Origin of the sequence: Acinetobacter sp. S40 (assembly GCF_016624705.1) — a bacterium.
Taxonomy (GTDB): Bacteria; Pseudomonadota; Gammaproteobacteria; order Pseudomonadales; family Moraxellaceae; genus Acinetobacter.
The window spans coordinates 24613-40606 of sequence record NZ_JACVTU010000012.1; the positions used below are offsets into that span (position 1 = coordinate 24613).

At 38.4% G+C, this 15994-nt stretch carries 15 protein-coding genes; 8 read left to right on the forward strand and 7 right to left on the reverse strand.

Annotation, left to right across the window (positions count from 1 at the left end):
• Positions 1-85: 85 nt before the first annotated feature.
• The gene (locus IAE19_RS13110; RefSeq protein ID WP_200461364.1) at positions 86-1060 is read left to right on the forward strand and encodes a lysophospholipid acyltransferase family protein; all 975 of its coding nucleotides are present in this window, start codon (positions 86-88) and stop codon (positions 1058-1060) included.
• Here IAE19_RS13110 and IAE19_RS13115 read toward each other — a convergent pair.
• From IAE19_RS13115 to IAE19_RS13125, 3 genes are all read right to left on the reverse strand, one after another.
• Positions 1032-3470 (reverse strand): DNA internalization-related competence protein ComEC/Rec2, encoded by a 2439-nt coding sequence (locus IAE19_RS13115; protein ID WP_200461365.1) that lies wholly within the window; start codon positions 3468-3470, stop codon positions 1032-1034. The two genes, IAE19_RS13110 and IAE19_RS13115, sit on opposite strands and share 29 nt — an antisense overlap.
• An 82-nt stretch (positions 3471-3552) precedes the next feature.
• Positions 3553-4242 carry a lipoprotein-releasing ABC transporter ATP-binding protein LolD gene (gene lolD, locus IAE19_RS13120; RefSeq protein ID WP_200461366.1) on the reverse strand — a complete coding sequence of 230 codons (690 nt, stop codon included), beginning with the start codon at positions 4240-4242 and terminating at the stop codon, positions 3553-3555.
• The gene (locus tag IAE19_RS13125; protein ID WP_200461367.1) at positions 4235-5470 is read right to left on the reverse strand and encodes a lipoprotein-releasing ABC transporter permease subunit; all 1236 of its coding nucleotides are present in this window, start codon (positions 5468-5470) and stop codon (positions 4235-4237) included. Before IAE19_RS13125 ends, lolD begins: the two co-directional genes overlap by 8 nt.
• Before the next feature lie 26 nt (positions 5471-5496).
• Between IAE19_RS13125 and IAE19_RS13130 the strand changes: the two genes are divergently transcribed.
• Entirely contained in the window at positions 5497-6069 is a 573-nt protein-coding gene (locus IAE19_RS13130; RefSeq protein ID WP_200461368.1) for a PilZ domain-containing protein, read from the forward strand.
• 29 nt (positions 6070-6098) lie between these two features.
• Here the strand turns inward: IAE19_RS13130 and IAE19_RS13135 are convergent, their stop codons facing one another.
• Entirely contained in the window at positions 6099-7019 is a 921-nt protein-coding gene (locus tag IAE19_RS13135; RefSeq protein WP_200461369.1) for a DMT family transporter, read from the reverse strand.
• Between the two features lie 9 nt (positions 7020-7028).
• Positions 7029-7496, reverse strand: coding sequence for a YaiI/YqxD family protein (locus IAE19_RS13140; protein ID WP_200461370.1), 468 nt, complete (start codon positions 7494-7496; stop codon positions 7029-7031).
• 177 nt (positions 7497-7673) lie between these two features.
• On the opposite strand from IAE19_RS13140, the gene IAE19_RS13145 reads away from it, so the two are divergent.
• Both IAE19_RS13145 and IAE19_RS13150 read left to right on the forward strand, forming a co-directional pair.
• The gene (locus IAE19_RS13145; RefSeq protein ID WP_200461371.1) at positions 7674-8612 is read left to right on the forward strand and encodes a hypothetical protein; all 939 of its coding nucleotides are present in this window, start codon (positions 7674-7676) and stop codon (positions 8610-8612) included.
• Positions 8613-8648: 36 nt separating this feature from the next.
• Entirely contained in the window at positions 8649-8798 is a 150-nt protein-coding gene (locus IAE19_RS13150; RefSeq protein ID WP_200461372.1) for a hypothetical protein, read from the forward strand.
• Between the two features lie 60 nt (positions 8799-8858).
• Here IAE19_RS13150 and serC read toward each other — a convergent pair whose 3' ends face one another.
• The gene (gene serC, locus IAE19_RS13155; RefSeq protein ID WP_200461373.1) at positions 8859-9938 is read right to left on the reverse strand and encodes a 3-phosphoserine/phosphohydroxythreonine transaminase; all 1080 of its coding nucleotides are present in this window, start codon (positions 9936-9938) and stop codon (positions 8859-8861) included.
• Positions 9939-10243: 305 nt separating this feature from the next.
• Here serC and IAE19_RS13160 point away from each other — a divergent pair, with 305 nt between their 5' ends.
• Genes IAE19_RS13160 through IAE19_RS13175 form a run of 4 tightly spaced genes read left to right on the forward strand, consistent with a single transcriptional unit; the run spans position 10244 to position 15118 of the window.
• A complete protein-coding gene (locus IAE19_RS13160) occupies positions 10244-11743 on the forward strand; it encodes a TolC family protein (RefSeq protein ID WP_200461374.1) in 1500 nt (499 codons plus the stop codon).
• A 13-nt stretch (positions 11744-11756) separates the two neighbouring features.
• Complete coding sequence (locus IAE19_RS13165; protein WP_200461414.1) at positions 11757-12878, forward strand: efflux RND transporter periplasmic adaptor subunit; 1122 nt, start codon at positions 11757-11759, stop codon at positions 12876-12878.
• A gap of 1 nt (position 12879) precedes the next feature.
• A complete protein-coding gene (locus IAE19_RS13170; RefSeq protein WP_200461375.1) occupies positions 12880-14013 on the forward strand; it encodes an ABC transporter permease in 1134 nt (377 codons plus the stop codon).
• The gene (locus IAE19_RS13175; RefSeq protein ID WP_200461376.1) at positions 14006-15118 is read left to right on the forward strand and encodes an ABC transporter permease; all 1113 of its coding nucleotides are present in this window, start codon (positions 14006-14008) and stop codon (positions 15116-15118) included. Before IAE19_RS13170 ends, IAE19_RS13175 begins: the two co-directional genes overlap by 8 nt.
• Before the next feature lie 40 nt (positions 15119-15158).
• Here the strand turns inward: IAE19_RS13175 and tpgA are convergent, their stop codons facing one another.
• Positions 15159-15953 carry a trimeric autotransporter adhesin/peptidogylcan-associated protein TpgA gene (gene tpgA / locus IAE19_RS13180; RefSeq protein WP_413784497.1) on the reverse strand — a complete coding sequence of 265 codons (795 nt, stop codon included), beginning with the start codon at positions 15951-15953 and terminating at the stop codon, positions 15159-15161.
• Positions 15954-15994 lie beyond the last annotated feature (41 nt).

The window sequence follows — 15994 nt, forward strand, 5'->3', positions numbered from 1 at the left end:
TAAAAACTATTTAATCGGTATAATTTAACTTATAATATTTTTTGCCTGATGCTTCCTTTCTTACTTTTTTACATCTTTTTTAATAATGACCACACCTGATACTCATAGCTTCAATTACCGTCTTTTAAGGTTTGTTAGCCGACAGCCTATTCAGTTCTCACGTTTTATTGCGCGTATGCTCGCAGGCTTAGTCAACTCTTTAAAAATTAGCAAAACATCCAAAACGATCCAGTTAAACTTACAAATTACCTTGCCCTATTTAACTGAAGATGAACGCCACCAGATCACACAACAAGCTATTCGCAATGAACTTACTTCTTATTTTGAGTTCTTTAGTGTCTGGGGTGCATCTAATCAAAAGAATATCTCACGTATTCAAAATATTACCGGTGAACATTATTTTCATGAAGCTTTAGCCGAAAATAAAGGACTGGTTCTAATTGTTCCACATTTTGGTACATGGGAAGTTATGAATGCCTGGTGCGCTCAGTTTACCGCCATGACCATTTTGTATAAACCCGTTAAAAATGCAGATGCGGATGCTTTCGTACGTGCAGCACGTAGCCGAGAACAAGCTAATCTGGTTCCTACAGATGAAAGTGGCGTACGCCAGATTTTTAAAGCCCTTAAAAAAGGTGGAACCACCGTCATTTTACCTGATCACTCACCGCACGTTGGGGGTGAAATGGTCAATTATTTTGGCATTCCGTTAGCTTCAAGTAATCTAAGTTCGAAACTGATTCAGAAAACCAAAGCCAAAGCTTTACTTCTGTATGCAATACGCAATGAAAGCGATGGCTTTGATATGTTTATTGAGCCAATGGATCCTGCTATTTATGAAGGCTCTGATGTGCATGGAACCTTGGTCATCCATCATGCTATTGAAAATCTGATTCGTAGATATCCTCAGCATTATCACTGGAGTTATAAACGTTTTAAAGCGAATCCCGAACTGGATAATGTGTATAAACTTGATGAAAAAACTGCCTTAGAAAAGGTGGAACAGGTGCGTGAACAAGCCCAAAAACTCATTATGGTTCATCCCGATTCAACCACTTAAATATTTTTCGATATTGTTCAACTTGCACTTGATTATTCTGAACACGAAATGTAATGGTTCCCGACGCTATCGTGGTATAAAGTGGAATATTTAAAGCATCTAATCGTGATAACGTTTGCGTACTCGGATGCCCATAACGGTTACTATAACCCACTGAAGCGACTGTAAGTTGTGGTTGATAGTGCCTTAAAAAATCATAAGATGAACTATGTTTACTGCCATGATGCCCCAAAACTAAAACATCAACTTTTAAATCAGGATATTTTTGCAAAATTTGATATTCAGTCTCCCATCCAGCATCGCCCATAATTAAAAATCGACGTAAACCCTTTGCCTTTAACAATTCAAGATAAACGACACAAGAATGTTCATTGCGGTTAGACTGAACCAACTGATCATCGATCGGTTCAGGAGACAAAATGTGCAAACGGATATCTGGGGTTTGCCATGTTTGGCCTGTATAACATTTAGAAAAAGACATCGAATTTTGCTGTGGCAGCGTTTCATTTGCCATGAAGTGAGTTACTTTGACTTGCTTCAAAATTGCCTCTAATGCCCCCCTATGATCTTGATCTAAATGAGAAAGTAAAATACGATCAAGTTGAGCAACGCCTTGTTGCTTCAAGTAAGGCACTACGACATTTTGACCGATACTAAATTTAGTTTCATCATAGTAACCCCCTGTATCAATTAGAAGGCGTTGTGATGAATCTTGTATAAAAATGGACTGTCCCTGACCGACATCAATCACTGAAATTTGAGTATCACGTTTCACCCACGTCAGTAGAAATATTGGACAAATACATAACAGTGCCCATGACTTAGGAATACTTCCTTTAGGTAAAAATAACATCAAAATACCTAAACCAATACTCAGCAAAATCCAGGGTGTTAAAGCAAATGTATACAATACTGGATTAAAAAGATGGTCCAACCCATTTAAAATAAAAAATAAAATGCCAATCAATAGATCATTAATCTGAAAAAGTAGATGCCCGATTGTTGGAATTATTAACCAGACGCAAGCCGCAATAATGCCCAATGGTACAATTACCCCTCCTAGAAGCGGAATAACAATCAGATTAGCGATGGGGGAAATCCAAGAAACCTGCTTAAAAAATATGAGAACTAAAGGTAATAAGGCAATAAAAATTTTCCATTGAGACTGAATTAATAATTGAATATTCTTCCAGATTTTTTGCATTAAAGTCAGCACTGAAGTGGTAGGAAAGTGCATGGACTGATAAATATTCAATAAAATAAAACAGGCGCCATAAGACAACCAGAATGCAGCAGATAAAATGCTGAAAGGATCGATCAATAAGCTCAAACTTGCAGTATATATTAACAAGCTAAAAGCTCGAATTTCATGTTTAACGAGTAGAAATAAACTTGCAATAATTGTCAGTAATAATGTGCGTAATGCGGGAATCTCAAAACCCACAAATGCTGTATAAATAAATACACAACTACAAAATGGTATGATCATCAAAATCTGACGAGGATACTTTAAATACAGTGTTGGCTTAAGCTTATGAATTACACAACTCATAAGCCATGTAAATAATGCAGCCAAAATCAAAACATGTGGGCCAGATATCGCCAATAAATGTGAAATGCCAAAACGCTGAAATAAAATTTCAGTATTTTTATCCAGTAAACTCCGATCCCCAGTTAAGAGCGCCAGCATCAATGCTTTATATTTAAAGGGTTGCTGGTGCAGTTGACCCCGAAAATCCAACCTTAATTGTTCAATATTTAAACAAAACCTTCGCCACAGTGCTTGTTTTTGTTTTAGATGTTGCTGAAATCCTAAACGATAAACGTCTTGGGTAGAAAGTGATTGAATCTGTTGAACATGAAAGCCTGACATCCAGTTTTGCTGAATAAACCATTTTTCCTGATCAAAGCCTCCTGCATTAGCATAACCATGCACAGGCTTAATAATACCTTTCACCTGATAATACTGACCAAGTTCTAAACTATTATTTTTAATGGCGATGCTTTCTAAAAGACGATCATCAATATAGACTAGCCACACTACAGAAGGTCTACCTTGAGATAAAATTTCGACAGGCTGTTTGATTCCGTGGTCTGTGCTTTGTCCCATTTCTCGAATATAAATCACTTCCGACGATGCAGTTGAGGTGATTTCTTTCTGTTTTAAACGCTCAAGTAATGCATAATCTGCATATAAATAACCCAGTAGCCACATTAAAAATGTCGAACTGATTGTTAAAATTGTTTTAGCACTTATATTTTCACTCCATGTTGCTTTTTTTAGAAAATAAATTCCCCATAACATCAAAACAAATGGAATAAAATAATAGATAATGGGAGTCAGGTTTTGAAATGAATATCCCATCATGGCAATGCCAATAATCCATCCCAATAAAATAATTTTTAACATGTAATTTTATATAGTGTCTTTTTCGGACAAAATTAAAGCCCATTTTCATGGGCTTTGGAAAGGATTATTTAAAAAATTTTAATTACTGAATTGAATCGACCCAAAGTCCATCTTGCATATGTAAAATAGAATCACCAGATTGAGCCAATTGTTCATCATGAGTCACGATGAGCATCGCCATATCAAACTCTTTTTTCAGATCCATCAGTAACTGAAAAATAGTCATGGCAGTTTTACGATCAAGATTTCCTGTTGGTTCATCTGCCAGCATTAAAGCGGGTCGAGTGACTAAAGCACGGGCCAAAGCAACACGCTGCCTTTCACCTCCAGATAACTCACCTGGCTTATGTTCCAGACGATGTGACAATCCTACACGCTCCAGCAAATATTCGGCACGTTGTTTCACCTCTTTAAAGTTACTGCTACTACGTAACATGAGAGGCATTGCCACATTTTCCAGAGCAGTAAATTCAGGTAATAAATGATGGAATTGATAAACAAAACCTAGATATTCATTCCGTTTGAAGCCACGTTCCGCTTCACCTAAATTATCAAACCGTTGACCGTTTAAAAAAACTTGACCTTGTGTCGGTTGATCCAGTCCGCCCAACACATGCAATAACGTACTTTTACCTGAACCACTCGCTCCAACAATCGAAACAAACTCGCCTGCTTTAACTTGTAAAGACAAACCTTTAATAACTTCAACGTTGGATTTACCATCAGTAAAGCTTTTATAAATATCTTTGGCTTCCAGAACAATTTTACTCATAACGTAAAGCCTCCGCAGGTTGGATTTTTGCAGCGCGTAAAGCGGGGTAAATTGTCGCTAAGAAGCTTAAGATCAAAGACACAGAAACGATCAAGACCACATCTTGCCATCTTAAATAAGAAGGTAAATAGTTAATAAAATAAGCATCAAACAAATGCCAGCCAAAGGCTGTATTTAACCAATCAATCACGTTACTAATGCTAGTAGCTAGAATGATTCCCAAAATGGCACCTGCCACTGTTCCAATCACGCCAATCACCGTACCCTGTACCATAAAAATTTTGGTAATGGTTGCTGGTGAAGCGCCTAATGTTCTCAATATCGCAATGTCTGATTTTTTATCAGTCACCACCATCACTAACGATGACACAATATTAAATGCAGCGACCAACACAATTAGAAATAACAACAAGCTGACCATGGCTTTTTCCATCTGGATCGCGCTGAATAAATTACCATGGGTATAGGTCCAGTCAGATGCATAAAAGTTTGGTGGAAGGGTTTTTACAATATCATTTGCCACCTGAGGTGCCTGAAAGATATTGTCTAATTTAAGTCGAATACCTTGTGCGCCATCTGGCAAACGTAATAAAGTTGAAGCATCATTCAGGGCGATATAACCCATCATAGAATCAACTTCTGCTCCAATACTAAAAATCCCAACAATTTTAAAACGCTTAAAGCGTGGAACTACGCCCGCTGGCGATGGCGTTGCCTCTGGCAGCACCAAAGTGACATTATCATTGAGTCCAAGCCCTAATGCATCTGCCATTTGTTTGCCCAGCACAATGCCAAACTCACCTTTTTGTAAGCTATTAATATTTCCTTCAACCATATGGTTTTGAATAATTGAAACTTTCGGCTCATATTTGGGGTCGATCCCAGTCACCATAATTCCTGCGACCTGACCATGAGCAGTAAGCATCCCCTGCAATTGAGTAAAAGGCGCAACACCAGTAACATGTGGATGCCCTTCAATTTTTTTTGCAAGTTCTGGCCAATCTGTTAAAATTTGTGTTGAAGAAACAGTAGCTTGAGGTATCATGCCTAAGACACGGTTTTTCAACTCCCGGTCAAAACCATTCATGACCGATAGCACGGTAATGAGTACGGCAACACCTAAGGTGAGACCAATCATGGAAACCAATGCAATAAAAGAAATAAAGTGATTACTGCGCCTTGCGCGAGTATATCTCAACCCGATATATAACGAGATTGGTTTAAACATACCATCTAATCCGAGGTAATTTCATTATGGAAAGTTCACAGCATTCGAGTGGTACAACTGAACGCCGTGTCATGTCTCGCATAGATGCTGCGTTAAGAATCAACTATCAGGTTATTTCCGATGCGGTTGCACTTAACGATCCTTACGATCCAAGTTTTGTATTGCCGCGCTATTTTCTACTACTTGCTGAATTAGATCAAATTGATCATGCATTTAGCTACGAATTAGAACAATTAAATCAAAAAGATCAACAAATTGCTCGTATCTTATCCCTATTCAACCAAAAGTTGAATTTAATTACGGGTTCTCTTTACGACTCTATCGTTCAATCCATATTGCCAAGCACCGAACAGGTGAATGTGTCTGAAACAGGACTCAGTTTTTATACCTCGGAACCTTTAAAGCAAGGGTCCTATATTCATATTACCTTGAGCCACCCAGATAATTATTTTCATATCGCCGTTACTGCCCAAGTGGTTTATAGCCACGCAGAAGAGGATAATAGATTTAGAACGGGGGTTTATTTTATCACCTTACATCCGCATGATCGGGTTAAACTCGCAGAATCTATCTCCGAACAAATATCGAATAACGATTAGATCTATAAACGCTATTATCCGATTTGAGATTAATGTTCAGAATGTTGGTGCTTTAAATGGGACTGCAATCGACGACTGGCCTGTAGGTCTTTGTAAAAATATAAAAAAAGGCCTGTAAGAATAATCACGGTTCCCACTACTCCCAGAATTGAAAGCTTTTCATGATTAATCAAAACACCAATAAACATGGCCAATAAAGGTGTCATAACATTGGTCAAGGACAATGTAGTGGCTTTGATACTACGCACCAGTTTAAAATAGCAAAACATTGCAATTAAAGATGCCATAATCACGGTATACATCAAGGCGAATAATGATTTTGCTTCTGGTAAATGCGTAGGTGCATATTGCCAGATCCACGGCATTAAACAGATGGCCCCCAGAGCAGAGACCAAAATTGATCCTGTTGCCTGTGCCATAGGCTCCACCTCAGCATTAACTTTTTTGACCCAAAAGATAGATAAACAGTACATGAACACACTGATCAGCATCAAAGCAATACCAATAGGATGAATATTTTGAGTTGATCCACCAAAACAAATCAGGGCCAGTCCACAAATCGCCACAAACATTCCGAGCCACTGTAATCTATTTAAATGCTGACCAAGAGCAAAATGTGCCATAAGTCCTGCAATAATCGGAGCTAGCCCGAACATAAGTGCAAGAATTCCTGAACTTAAATATTGTGTCGCAATATAGGTAAAAATTTGAGAGCCGATTAGACTAAATGAACCCGCGACGTAGCTATGCAAGGCTATTTTATCTAGAGGAAATTTAACTTTCAGTAATAATAACAAGAGCGCTGCAATCGGCAAGGCAATAAAAAAACGTAATGCCATCGCCCAAAGAATATAAATGTCAGATACGCTCCAAACGATTGCAAGCGGTGTGGTCGCCCAGATAAACACCAGCACAACATAGGTTATGACAATGTTATTTTTAGATTGCATCTTGGGTTCTCATGCAGTTTTACGTTTTTGCTTTAAAATTGTTTGATCCAAAGCGCTGGAAAATTCTCGCTTGTCACGCTCAGAAATAGGTGGCGGCCCGCCCGTTTGCACCCCAGCGCCCCGTAAGGTATCCATAAAATCACGAAGATGTAAACGCGCTTTAACATTAGCTGTAGTATAGATTTCCCCACGGGGATGAATCGCGATACCACCTTTTTCAATGACCTGCGCTGCAAGTGGAATATCTTGCGTAATGACAATGTCATATTCCTGCATACGGTCTACAATTTCTTTATCCGCCTGATCTGCACCGCTCATCACCTGAATCGATTTGATTCTGACCGATGGCGTGATCCCGACATTCTGATTGGCGACGAACGTCACTTCGAGTTGATAACGATCAGATGCACGTAAAATCACTTCCCGCAAAATTTTAGGTAATGCATCTGCATCCACCCAGAGCTTGAATGGTAACAACTGAATGACTCTTGGAAAAAAATAAACTTAAGTTTAACAGATTCGCTTTTCATCATGGGCACTTATTCCATTAAAAAAATCTGATGATTTTTTATATAATTACATTGATGGACTTGAAAAAACTAAGATATCCTCGATTTAATACACTAAGTTATCCATTTTTTATTCTCAGCTTATATGAAAAATCAAAACAGTCCTGAAATCGTCACTATCGAAGAAAATAATTTTGGCAGTCATGCACAGCACTGGAATTTACTTTCTCCAGAACCTGCGCAAGATATACCAAAGTGGCTGGGACTTGCGTTGGATAGCCCCATTATGCCGATGGGAATCTGTGAATGTGAAACTGATATGGATCAAGCGTTCTGGCTCATTCAGGGGCCAGCAAAATCGCCAGTTCAATTGAATCAAATTATTGCAGTAGAAGATAACAAACCCAAAGCATTAAAAACTGCATTTCCTACATTTGAGAGTCCTTATAAATTTAGTGCCACTATTGATCGTATTATTACGTCTGAATCAGCTACTCAGGCGGTTTTGCAATTAAAAGTAAATGCCAATACTATTATTTATGCCTTTGATAATTTATATAGCGTCAACCATGGTCAATATCAAAAAGATCAAAGTTATCAAGTTCAACTAAATGCATGGGCTTATGAACTCGAACCTGTAGCAGCCAATGAAACGATTATTGTAGATGACCCCGCTTCAATTAAACATCATCGTGCCTTAAATGATATTTTGGCAGCACATAATGGTGTCGCTCCTGAAAATTTGCAGCAACTCATTAATGCTTGGGAACCGAAAACGCCAGAAGACAAAGAGCCCGTTACCGTTGATTTTTCTAAAATGGTGGCTTATTTATATGGAGAAACTATTGGTCAGGAAGATGAAGCGTGGTTTCAGGGCAATATCGTTGGTAAGACTTCCATGACATTTATGGAACAAGAATATACGTTGTATGATGTCACTTTGGTTTTAGAAGATAATCTACCTGCAACATTAATTCGTATTGCAACTAAAGATGATTTGTATAAAAACTTTGAAATTGGACAGTATATTCGTGGAAATCTATGGATTCAGGCGAATATTTATGCTAAAACTATTAATAATTAATATATTTTCACAATAATTTAATTATTAGGCTCATTAATGAAAATTATTCGAGAACAACAAAGCTACAGTCTAGTCCAATTTAGTGGCCAACGTATTAAGTTGGACAAAGGTGCTTTCTGTTTTTTTGTTCTAGGAATGTTTCTTGCAGCCATGATTTTTTATCATTTTGGATTATTAGCTGTTTAATTTAGTTTGATGCTTTAAGTATTCAAAAAAAGCCCTCAAGATTTGAGGGCTTTTTCATTATCAGCCATTGCGTTTAGCAAAGTCATCCATAAAATTAACCAAGGCTTGTACGCCTTCAAGCGGTACAGCATTGTAAATACTTGCACGCATACCGCCAACTGAACGATGACCCGCGAGATTTAGCAAATGATTCTCTTCTGCTTCTTTAAGAAATAATTTTTCCAATGCCTCGTCTGCCAATGTAAATGGCACATTCATGATGGAACGATTCGCTTCTACAATCGGATTATTATAAAAATCACTGGCATCAATGTACCCATAAAGCAATTTGGCTTTTTCCAGATTTACCTTGTGGATCGCATCTACCCCACCCTGCTCAAGTAACCATTCAAACACCAAACCTGACAAATACCATGAATAGGTCGCTGGTGTATTCACCATTGAACCATTTTTTGCCTGAGCTGAATATTTCAAAATGCTTGGGATATCTGAACGCGCTTGATCAAGCAAGTCATCACGTACGATAACAATCGTTAAACCCGCTGGACCGATATTTTTTTGCGCACCTGCATAGATAAGACCAAATTTTGATACATCTATTGGCGCAGACAAAATGCTTGAAGAGAGGTCGGATACTAATGGTGCATCAACCTCTGGAATACCATCGAACTGCAAACCACCAATAGTTTCATTGTCAGCATAGTGAACATAGGCAGCATTTTGAGACAAATTCCATTCGCTTTGGTTCTTAATGGCAAGTTTGCCATTTACAGTAGTACCTGCTTCTACACTATTAATCTCGCCATAACGCTGTGCTTCTTTCAACGCTTTTTCTGACCAGATTCCAGTATGAATATAATCGGCTTTTGGGTTTTTTCCCAATAGATTCAATGGTATCGCTGAAAATTGTAACGATGCTCCACCTTGCAAAAATAAAACCTGATAGTTTTCTGGAATATTCATCAATTTGCGTAAATCAGCTTCCGCTTTTTCTGCAACCGCGACATAATCTTTACTACGATGACTCATTTCCATGATGGAAAGGCCCTTACCGTGCCAGTCTAACAACTCAGCTTGAGCTTTTTCTAAAACGGCAGTCGGTAATGCAGCAGGACCAGCACAGAAATTGTACGCGCGCATGATTTTTCCTTTGTCTAAGTGAAACAAAACTAAATTGTGGCATTTAACCACATCTTGGGATTTCGTGCAGTATTTGAACCTATAAATATTTCAATATAAACTGCCAAGTAGAGTTATTTAATCTATGCATCATTTCAATTTAGGCTAATATTAAATCAACAGCCTCATGCTCGATCAGAAATAACGCCTAACTTAAAATTGAGGCCGAGTTTGAATCTGTTATACAAATGTATTGTAAACAATTCAATAACTTACTTTTATAAATAATCCACTACACTAGCTAAAAATATTAAAAGTTGTTTTCTATGAAATTTAGACGTCAGGTTTATACAACAAAACCAACCTTCTTGACGCAGACTTTATTAAAGATCATGGCGGTTGGTTTAAGTTTTTCAGGGTTATGCGCCCAAACGCAGGCTCAAACTTTTAGTTATGCGCAAGCGGAACAGCAAGTGCTGGAGAACTCGTATACGTCTCAGGCCAATGAAGCTCTCCAGAGTTCAGCAAAACTGGATGCAGAAGCGGTAAAAGGTTTAGGACTGCCACGTATTGATTTTAATGTTCGTGCTTACAAATTTCACAGTGAAGTCGATGTCCCTCTCAACTCCTTTAAACAAGGAATAGAAAATGCCTTGAATGACAAACTCGATAACCAATTGAATGAGTGGGAAAATGTCATACCACCCAATATTATTGGCGATATTGAAAATGGAGTGAGTGGCATTATTCATGATGGTGTCAATATAGTACCTAATTATGCCAATTTAACTTTGCAAGATGAACAAATTCGTTCTTCTATTTCCATGGTGATGCCACTTTATACTGGCGGTTTGCTTAAATCGACCAAACAAATTGCAGCAATTCAATCGCAACGTTCTGAACTTAATACTGAACAGCAACAAGATGTACAACGTTTTGAAATGATTCAATCTTATTTCAATGTGCAATTACAACAGCAACTCGTTAAATCCAGTCACTTTAATTTCAATGCAATGCAACGTCATCTTGATAATGCTCTCAAACTTGAGCAACAAGGATTTTTAAGTAAAGGGCAAAGGATGCAATTTGAAGTGGCGCGAAATAATGCACAGCGCTTACTACAAAATGCACAAGCTAATCTACAAAGCAGTCAGTTCCAACTGAATAATCTATTACGAACCAATCAAGTGAGCCAACTTACTACACCCTTATTTGTAAATAAAGCTCAGACTCAGTCTTTAGATAATTTAATGGCAACCTATCCAGAACAGTCTAGTTTAGTGCGTAAAATGCAAATGGATACACAAATTGCCAATGAAAATGTCCGTGCGCAACAAGCTGCAAAGAAACCTAATTTATTTGCATTTGGTGAATATAGTCTGGATGATAAAGAAAATTGGATTATTGGAATTGCTGCGCGTTATAACTTATTTTCAGGACTGGATAAAACCAAAAGTATTCATTCTGCAGAGCTTAAACGCTATGCAACCGAGTTACTTACTGCAAGAACTAAACAAGAAATTGAAAATGTAATGAATAAATCCTATAGCGAGCTGAATTCAGCGCAACAAAGCCATGCTTTGCTCCTACAAAACCAAAAAGCAGCCCAGGAAAATTTACGTATTCAGGAACTTTCTTTTAAAGAGGATATGGGCACAGCCACTCAAGTTATTGATGCCCAAAATGCCCTGAATGCCTTAAATACTGAAATGGCACTGAACGCATATAAATATATTTTATCGTTGGCGACTTTATTACAAAGCCATGGCTCAATTTCAAATTTCAAAGCTTATTTAAATCAACCTAATACCGATTTTATTCGTTAAAGGAGAGGACATGATGAATCAAGATCAACCACCGTCCGATGCTCAACATCCAGATTCCTCTTCTATTGCTGACAATGAAAAAACAAACGATCATGGAACTGATCAGCCCCCTATTAAGCAGCCACAAAACAAATCCGAGGGATCTAAAAAGAAAGGGCTGATTAAAGTCATTGTTGCAATGATTGTAGTCGTGTTGCTTGGCTTAATTGCTTATGGACTATGGAAAGCCTATCAGCCCAAACAGGTTGAATTACAAGGACGTGTTGAAGCTGAAACCTTACATGTCAGCACCAAAGTACCAAGCAGAATCGAACAAGTTTATGTATCCGAAGGGCAAAAAGTTAAAAAAGGACAAGAGCTTGTTCTTTTGATTAGCCCAGAAATTCAGGCAAAAAAACAGCAGGCACAGGCCGCATTACAATCTGCACAAGCCCTGCAATCCACCACTGAACGGGGTTCGCAGGAAGAAAATATCGACACTCTATATGCAAACTGGAAAAGCGTACAGGCTCAGGCTGAACTCGCCAGCAAGACCTATCAGCGTGGAGCGATACTGTATAAAGAAGGTGTCATTTCACGGCAGCGTCGTGATGAAATGTATGCAGCACAACAATCTGCCAAAGAGCTCACTGAAGCAGCCTATCAGCAATACGCACGGGCTAAACGCGGAAGTACACCGCAACAAAAATCAATGGCAGATGCACAAGTTGAAATCGCTCAGGCCGCAGTCGCAGAAGCCAATGCGCTTGAAGCTGAAACTAAACTTTATTCCCCAGTCGATGGCACAGTTTCCAAAACCTATGGAAAAGTATCTGAGTTAGTTGCAACTGCTGTTCCTGTCGTGAGTATTTTGGAAGATGATGAACTTTGGGTCAGCTTGAATGTCCGTGAAGATCAATATCGCTCCGTTTATAAAGCGAAAATTATGCAAGGATATATTCCTGCACTGGATCAAAAAGTTGAGTTTAAAATTAAAAACATTGAGGCCGAAGGTGAGTTTGCGACTATTAAGACGACTCGACAAACGGGGGGGTATGATATCCGTAGCTTTAAACTACATTTAGTTCCTGAACGGCCTGTACAAGACTTGAAAGTTGGCATGAGTGTCTTGTTTAAAGTGACTGAGGCAAACTAATATGCTTGCCTGTATATTACGGGAACTACGTTACCTACTAAAAAATAAGTGGGATCTGGCAATGGTGGTGATTGCCCCATTGTTCATTATTTTGCTATTTAGCAGTATGTTTTATCAAGGTAAACCAGATCATTTACCTATCGCGATTATCGATCAGGATCAGAGCGAACTCAGCCGTAATATTGACCGTTACTTATCACTCAATCATACGCTCGATGTGAAATATCGAACTCAAAATCCAACCGAAGTCGAGCATTTACTGAATCAGACTAAAATCTGGGGGTACGTGCATATTCCTGCAGGCGCAGAACAACGCTTAGTGAGTGCGCAGGATGCCCAAATTAGCATTGCCTTTAATCAATCTTTTTTTAGTGTTGGAAATACTATTTCTTCTGCAATGCTTTTAGGCACATTAAGTGGCATGGCTGATTTTGCTGGCGAAAGTTATTTGAGCAATCTACTCCCCTATTTAAGTATGCCAACACCAAATGTCAAAATTTCGACACTGTACAATCCAAATCTAAGTTATGAATTCTATTTAGAACCCTTTGTTATTCCTGCTATTTTACATTTATTGCTCTGCTGTTGTGTGGCTTTTGCAATTGGACAGGAATTAAAAAGAAAAACCGTTACAAGCTGGGCCAATCCTAATGATTACATCGGCGCTTTATTTGCCAAAATCTTAGTTTATGTGGTCATTTTTACAGTATGGACTTGGATCTGGATGCTATGGCTTGTTGTGATTAGAGGTTGGTTTGTGGCAGGTAGCCTGCTTTTGATACTGTCAGGGCAACTTTTATTATACTTTGCTTACGCTTTTATTAGTTCTACGGTGGTTCTTGCGAGTCAAAATTTAGGTAGAACCTTTGGATTTATTGCAGTTTATGGCGGTTCTTCTTTAAGCTTTGCGGGTGTCACACTACCTTTAAACAATGCGCCTGTTTTTACCCAGTTCTGGTCAATGATTATTCCTTACACCCCTTATGCTCGTCTACAAACTGAACAATGGGTGGTAGGAAGTGATATGGGAATTTCGATCTGGCCTTTTTTAATTTTACTGGGTTATTGCCTATTCTATTTTGCTGTCAGTGCTCTGCTCATGAAGAAGTTAGTGAAGGAGCAACCTCATGCATAAGTTCTTTTACTATTACGTTGAAACATTTAAAAATATTGCAAAAAATTCCTCGATTTTGACAACAGTCATTTTATCTGTATTTTTTTATAGCTTTTTTTATCCCATCGCTTATAAAGCCGAACATGCTGATTCATTGCCAATTGTTATTGTTGATGAAGAACAAAGTGCGGTGACCTCTACCATCATTGCGCAAGTCTCAAATAGTCCAAATGTTAAAATTAAGGCGGTAACAGGTAATTTTCTTGAAGCAGAGCAAATGGTTCGTAACCAAAAAGCTGATGGCATTTTGTATTTGCCAGATAACCTTTCAAATAGTATTCGACGCGGAGAAATGGGAGGAATTGGACTTTATATCAGCACAGCGTACTTTTTAAAAACCAAAGATATTGGTTTAGGACTAGCCACAGCAATTGAAAATGCAATTCATGAGCAAGCCGCTCGCTTTGGTGATATTTCACATTTCAAACCAGAACTTTCGATCCATCAAATTCCGCTATTTAATACTCTATCTGGCTATGGTAGTTATATTTTCCCCGCTGTCGCGCCTGTTATTATTCATCAAACTATTATCTTAGGTTTGGGAATGTTAATTGGGGGGTTTAGAGAAAAAAACTGGCATCCTACAACGACTGAGTTTTGGGGAATTTTTGCCTGCTTTGTAACCATCGGTTGTCTAGGCTGTTTCTATTTATTTGGTTTTATTTTCTGGCTAAATGACTATCCGCATGGTGGCAATTTTTGGGGAATGCTTTTGGCTGTCCCGATATTTGTCAGTTGTGTCGCCGCATTAGGGTTGGTATTTGGTTCGTTATTGGACATGTCTGAACGAGCTGGACATTTTCTAGTTTTTACGTCTATTCCATTGTTTTTATTAACAGGTATTGCATGGCCTATTCAATCTATGCCTTTATGGATACAGGGTTTCACTTGGCTTCTGCCATCCACACATGCAGTTCAGTTATTTATACAGCTGAATCAGATGGGAACCCAGACGGGTCTCGTTTTACCTAAACTCATATTTTTGAGCTGTGCAACAGGTATTTTTCTATTGATTGCGTATTATCGCTTGGTAATAAAGCCAAAAAATACAACCCATAAATCATAAAAAAGCACGCCTAAGCGTACTTTTTTATCAGCTTGTACATCTACCAATTAACATTTACACGGCGATTAGGTTCCAGACACTCAACTAATTGTGATTTTTCCGAATCACTACATTGTTGATATGCAGTGGTTTGATTTTTTGCTTCTACTTTAATACGGTTTGAATCAACGCCATATTGAGTCAGTAAAGAGGCAACCGTTTGAGCACGTTTTGCTGAGAGTTTTTGATTATATGCATAAGAGCCTAACCGATCTGTATAACCAGCAACAATCACAGCATTTTGATCTGGTGACCCTTTAATACGTTCCGCGATGTCTCTTACTGAATCGACGCCAGTAGTGATTCCTGCGACATCTGAACGATCAAATGCAAATAAGATGTCTTTTGACCTAACAGGCGCTGGAGTGGCTGGCACTGGAGCTGGGACTAAAATAGGAGCTGCTGGGCTAGTTGGATGGATTAATGCTTCGCAGTCCTGTCCTTTCCATGACAGTCGTTCAGCTTTATTTTTCTGATCAAAATCAATACGAAGTTGGCAACGTTTATAGTCATTGCTATTCGGCACCCGAATATCCAACACATAATTCCAGACTTTTGAACCAAAAATTCCTTCATTAAATTGTGGATTGCCCAATAAATGCCGAACTTGATCTTTATTCAAGCCCACATCTAAACGGGCGACATCAGTCACCTCATAGCGCAATACTTGTTTTAAATAGCTTTTACTGACATCAGGAAACGTAATTTGCTCTGTAGTTGCCGTTGGTTCAGCTGCGGTTGCAGACATCATAAAGCCCAACATTGCAGCGAACATAAAAGTTTTTTTCATTTGCATAGCTTTTGTTCTCTTTAATATTTTTTAAAAAAGGAAGCTGG